General features: G+C 69.4%; 7 protein-coding genes. 2 read left to right on the top strand and 5 right to left on the bottom strand.

Features of this window, described 5'->3' with window-relative positions; translation table 11 throughout:
• Window positions 1-193: winged helix-turn-helix domain-containing protein (locus AC1DOC_RS21310; RefSeq protein ID WP_478130438.1), on the top strand; the 193-nt coding region annotated here is incomplete at its 5' end.
• A 59-nt stretch (window positions 194-252) separates the two neighbouring features.
• Window positions 253-504: a hypothetical protein gene (locus AC1DOC_RS21305; RefSeq protein ID WP_436289690.1), complete on the top strand. Its 252-nt coding sequence runs from the start codon at window positions 253-255 to the stop codon at window positions 502-504.
• Here the strand turns inward: AC1DOC_RS21305 and soxR are convergent.
• The 5 genes from soxR to AC1DOC_RS21280 all read right to left on the bottom strand — a co-directional run.
• On the bottom strand, window positions 485-967 hold the full coding sequence (gene soxR, locus AC1DOC_RS21300) for a redox-sensitive transcriptional activator SoxR (protein ID WP_478130437.1): 483 nt from the start codon (window positions 965-967) through the stop codon (window positions 485-487). The genes AC1DOC_RS21305 and soxR overlap by 20 nt on opposite strands.
• 40 nt (window positions 968-1,007) lie before the next feature.
• Complete coding sequence (locus AC1DOC_RS21295; RefSeq protein ID WP_278875279.1) at window positions 1,008-1,982, bottom strand: Bug family tripartite tricarboxylate transporter substrate binding protein; 975 nt, start codon at window positions 1,980-1,982, stop codon at window positions 1,008-1,010.
• Window positions 1,982-3,187: a 3-oxoadipyl-CoA thiolase gene (pcaF, locus tag AC1DOC_RS21290; protein ID WP_478130436.1), complete on the bottom strand. Its 1,206-nt coding sequence runs from the start codon at window positions 3,185-3,187 to the stop codon at window positions 1,982-1,984. Before pcaF ends, AC1DOC_RS21295 begins: the two co-directional genes overlap by 1 nt.
• Window positions 3,188-3,218: 31 nt before the next feature.
• Entirely contained in the window at window positions 3,219-3,869 is a 651-nt protein-coding gene (locus tag AC1DOC_RS21285) for a 3-oxoacid CoA-transferase subunit B (RefSeq protein ID WP_278875276.1), read from the bottom strand.
• On the bottom strand, window positions 3,866-4,386 hold a 521-nt coding region (locus AC1DOC_RS21280), incomplete at its 5' end, for a 3-oxoacid CoA-transferase subunit A (RefSeq protein WP_478130435.1). The genes AC1DOC_RS21280 and AC1DOC_RS21285, both read right to left, overlap by 4 nt.

The raw sequence follows: 4,386 nt of genomic DNA, 5'->3' as shown, positions 1-4,386 counted from the left end.
GAAGGTGCTGAGCCGCGACCAGTTGCTCAGCCTCACCCAGGGCCGCGAAGCCGAGCTCTTCGAGCGCTCGATCGACCTGCTCGTGAGCCGGCTGCGCCAGCGGCTGCGCGACGATGCGCGCGAGCCCCGCTACATCAAGACCGTGCGCAGCGAAGGCTATGTCCTCGCTTCGGCCGTCGAAGCCATGAACTGACCGGCTCGGTCTTCATTCCGCTTGACCTCAAGTTAGGTTGAGGCTGCACATTGCGCAGCATGAACCATGACCCGCAATCCTCCGCCCGCGTCGCAGAGGCGCTCCAGATCCATCGAAGCATTGCCGCATGCCATGCGCACCTTGCGCGCAGTGACGATGCCCACGCGCTGACGGCCACGCTGATGCTGCCCTGCTACCGCGCCGAGTTCGAGCGGCTGGTGCTCGCGATGTCTGCCGCCGAGACGAACGAACTGATGTCGCGGCTTCCCATCGGCGAGGAGCGGCAATCCCTCAGTCTTCCGCGCGCCTGATCACGAGCCGGCGGGCGCCGGGCCCTTCCGACGACAGCTTGTCGGCCGGGTTGCGCAGGCGGCAGCGGTCGATCGACWGGCAGCCGCAGCCGATGCAGTCGTCCAGCGTGTCGCGCAGCTTCTTGAGCTGGGCCATGCGTTCGTCCAGTTCCGCGCGCCAGCCGGCCGAAAGCCGCGCCCAGTCCGCGCGGCTGGGCGCGGCCGAGGTGGGCAGCGTGGCCAGGGCCTCGGCGATGTCGGCCAGCGCAATGCCCACCCGCTGCGCGACGCGGATGAACGCCACGCGCCGGAGCACGTCTCGCCCATAGCGGCGGTGATTGCTCGGCGCCCGGTGGCTCGCGATGAGCCCCTTGGATTCGTAGAAATGAAGGGTGGACACCGGCACCCCGCTGCGCTGCGCGACCTCGCCCACCGACAGCGTGGCGGGGAAATCGTGCGGTGGTTCTGCTGGCTTGGAATTCATCGAGACCTCGACTTTAGTTGAGGTTCCAGAGGCCGCGTGCTCACTCCACAGTAGCGCCCGAAGCCTTGACGATGCCGGCCCAGAGCGCGCTTTCCTTCGCGATGAGGGCGGCGTATTCGGCCGGGCCGCCGAGCAGCGGCACGGCGCCTTCCACGCCCAGGCGCGACTGGAATTCGGCGCTGCCCGCCACCTGCAGCATCTGCGCCGAAAGCTCCTTCACGAAGGCATCCGGCGTGCCACGCGGCGCGAGGATGCCGTAGGTCAGCGTGCTCTCGAAGCCCGCGAGTTCGCGCAGGCCCGACTCGGCCACGGTGGGCACCTCGGGCAGCGAAGGCAGGCGCTTGGCGCCCGTGACCGCAACGGCGCGCAGCCGGCCGCCCTTGACCAGCGCGAGCGCGGGCGGAACGACGCTGAACATCATCTGCACCTGCCCGCCCGCCAGGTCGGTGAGGCCGGGGTTGGTGCCCTTGTAGGGAATGTGATTGATGCGCGTGCCGGTGCGCTCTGCGAAGAGCTCGCCGGTCAGGTGGCCGCCGGTGCCGCTGCCGCTCGAGGCGTAGTCGAGCAGGCCCGGCCGGGCCTTGGCCTCGGCCACCAGGTCGGCCACGGTGCGCACCTTCGATGCGGCGGGCACCACGAGCACCAGTGCGGACGAAGCGAACATGGCCACGGGCAGCAGGTCCTTGCGCGCGTCGAACTTCAGGCCCTTGTAGAGCGCCGGGTTGATCGACACGGTGCCGGTGTGGCCCAGCAGCAGCGTGCTGCCGTCGGGCGCGCTGCGCACCACCTGCTCGGTGCCGAGGTTGCCGCCCGCGCCGGGCTTGTTGTCGACGATGACGCCCTGCTTGCGCAGCTCGCCCAGGCCCTTGGCCATCTGGCGCGCGAACACGTCGTTGCCGCCGCCGGCCGCAAAGGGCACGACGATGCGGATCGGCCGGGCCTCGCTCTGCGCGTGCGCAGGCAGCCCCGCCGCCGCCAGCAGCCCCAGCAGCAGGCCGCGACGGGCGCGGTCCATCAGACGCGTTCCAGGATCACGGCAATGCCCTGGCCCACGCCGATGCACATGGTGCACAGCGCATAGCGGCCGCCGCCCTTGTGCAGTTGGTTGACCGCGGTGGTGGCCAGGCGCGCGCCGCTGGCGCCCAGCGGGTGGCCGAGCGCAATGGCGCCGCCGTTGATGTTGACGCGCGGGTCGTTGTCCTGCAGGCCCAGCAGGCGCAGCACGGCAAGGCCTTGCGCCGCGAAGGCTTCGTTGAGCTCGATCACGTCGAGCTGGTCGAGCGTGAGGCCGGTGAGCGCCAGCACCTTCTGCGTGGCGGGCGCGGGGCCGATGCCCATCACGCGCGGCGCCACGCCGGCGGTGGCCATGCCGACCACGCGGGCGCGCGGCGTCAAGCCATGCTTGGCGGCGCTGGCTTCGTCGGCCAGCAGCAGCGCGCAGGCGCCGTCGTTCACGCCSSWKGCGTTGCCGGCSGTCACSGTGCCRTCSGSGCGCACCACGCCCTTGAGCTTGGCGAGCGATTCGAGGCTGGTTTCGCGCGGATGCTCATCCTTGTTGACGATGATGGCGTCGCCCTTTTTCTGCGGCACGGTCACGGGCACGATCTCGGCGTCGAAGAAGCCGGACTTCTGCGAGGCCACGGCGCGCAGCTGCGAGTTGAGCGCCATCAGGTCCTGCGCCTCGCGCTCGATCTTGTAGTCGGTGGCCACGTTCTCGGCCGTCTCGGGCATGGAGTCGACGCCGTACTGCGCCTTCATGAGCTTGTTGACGAAGCGCCAGCCGATGGTGGTGTCGTACACCGCGTTGTTGCGGCTGAAGGCGCTCTCGGCCTTGGGCATGACGAAAGGCGCGCGGCTCATGCTTTCGACGCCGCCGGCAATCATGAGGCCGGCTTCACCCGCGCGGATGGCGCGCGCCGCGGTGCCCACCGCATCGAGGCCCGAGCCGCACAGGCGGTTGATGGTGCCGCCGCCGATTTCGAGCGGCAGGCCCGCGAGCAGCGCCGACATGCGCGCGACGTTGCGGTTGTCTTCGCCGGCCTGGTTGGCGCAGCCGTAGAGCACGTCGCTCACGGCCTGCCAGTCGACGTTCTTGTTGCGTTCCATCAGCGCCTTGAGCGGCACCGCGCCCAGGTCGTCGGTGCGCACGCTGCTGAGCGAACCGCCGTAGCGGCCGAAGGGGGTGCGAACGGCGTCGCAGATGAAGGCTTGGTTGGTCATGCGAGTTGTCTCCAGAATGGAAGTGAACGGGTCAGGCGGCGATCGGCAGGCCGACCAGCTTTTCGAGCTCTTCGCGGCTGAGGCCCTCGACCAGGTCGACGAGCTTCAGGCCCTCGGGCGTGCATTCGAGCGTGGCCAGGTCGGAGTACACGCGCTTGACGCAGGCGATGCCGGTCAGCGGATAGCTGCATTCCTGCACCAGCTTGCTCGCGCCCTGCTTGGTCAGCAGGTCCATCATGACCCAGGTCTGCTTGGCGCCGATGGCCAGGTCCATGGCGCCGCCGACTGCGGGAATCGCGTCTTTCTCGCCCGTGTGCCAGTTGGCCAGGTCGCCCGTGGCCGACACCTGGAACGCGCCGAGCACGCAGATGTCGAGGTGGCCGCCGCGCATCATCGCGAAGCTGTCGGCATGGTGGAAGAACGAGCCGCCCGGCAGCAGCGTGACGGGTTGCTTGCCGGCGTTGATGAGGTCGTAGTCTTCTTCGCCGGCCTCGGGCGCGGGGCCCATGCCGAGGATGCCGTTCTCGCTCTGCAGGATGACCTCGCGGCCCTTGGGCAGGTGGTTGGCCACCAGCGTGGGCTGGCCGATGCCCAGGTTGACGACGGCGCCGTCGAAGATGTCCTGCGCCACGCGGGCTGCGAGCTGGTCCTTGGTGCGACGTTGGTAGGTTGTCATGGTCATGCTGCCTTCTTGAAACCGCCGGCCTGGGTGGCCACGCGTTCGATGCGCACCACCTGGTGCACGAAGATGCCCGGGGTCACGACGGTCTCGGGGTCGAGGGTGCCGAGCTCGGCGATGTCGTGCACGGTGGCAATGGTCTTCTTCGCGGCCATGGCCATCACCGGGCCGAAGTTGCGCGCGGCCTTGCGGTAGACCAGGTTGCCCCAGCGGTCGCCGCGCTCGGCCTTGATGAGCGCCACGTCGCCGTGGATCGGGTATTCGAGCACGTACTGCTTGCCGTCGATCTCGCGGGTTTCGCGGTTGCCCGCGAGCTGCGTGCCGTAGCCCGTGGGGCAGAAGAAGGCGCCGATGCCGGCACCCGCGGCGCGGATGCGCTCGGCCAGGTTGCCCTGGGGCACCAGTTCGAGTTCGATCTTGCCGCTGCGGTAGAGCCCGTCGAACACCTGGCTGTCGGCCTGGCGCGGAAAGCTGCAGATGATCTTGCGCACGCGGCCGGCCTTGAGCAGCGCGGCCAGGC

The organism is Variovorax sp. 01T439_2, from assembly GCF_056398445.1.
The sequence above is the reverse complement of the archived record's forward strand: the minus strand, read 5'-3'. Positions and strand labels throughout refer to the sequence as shown.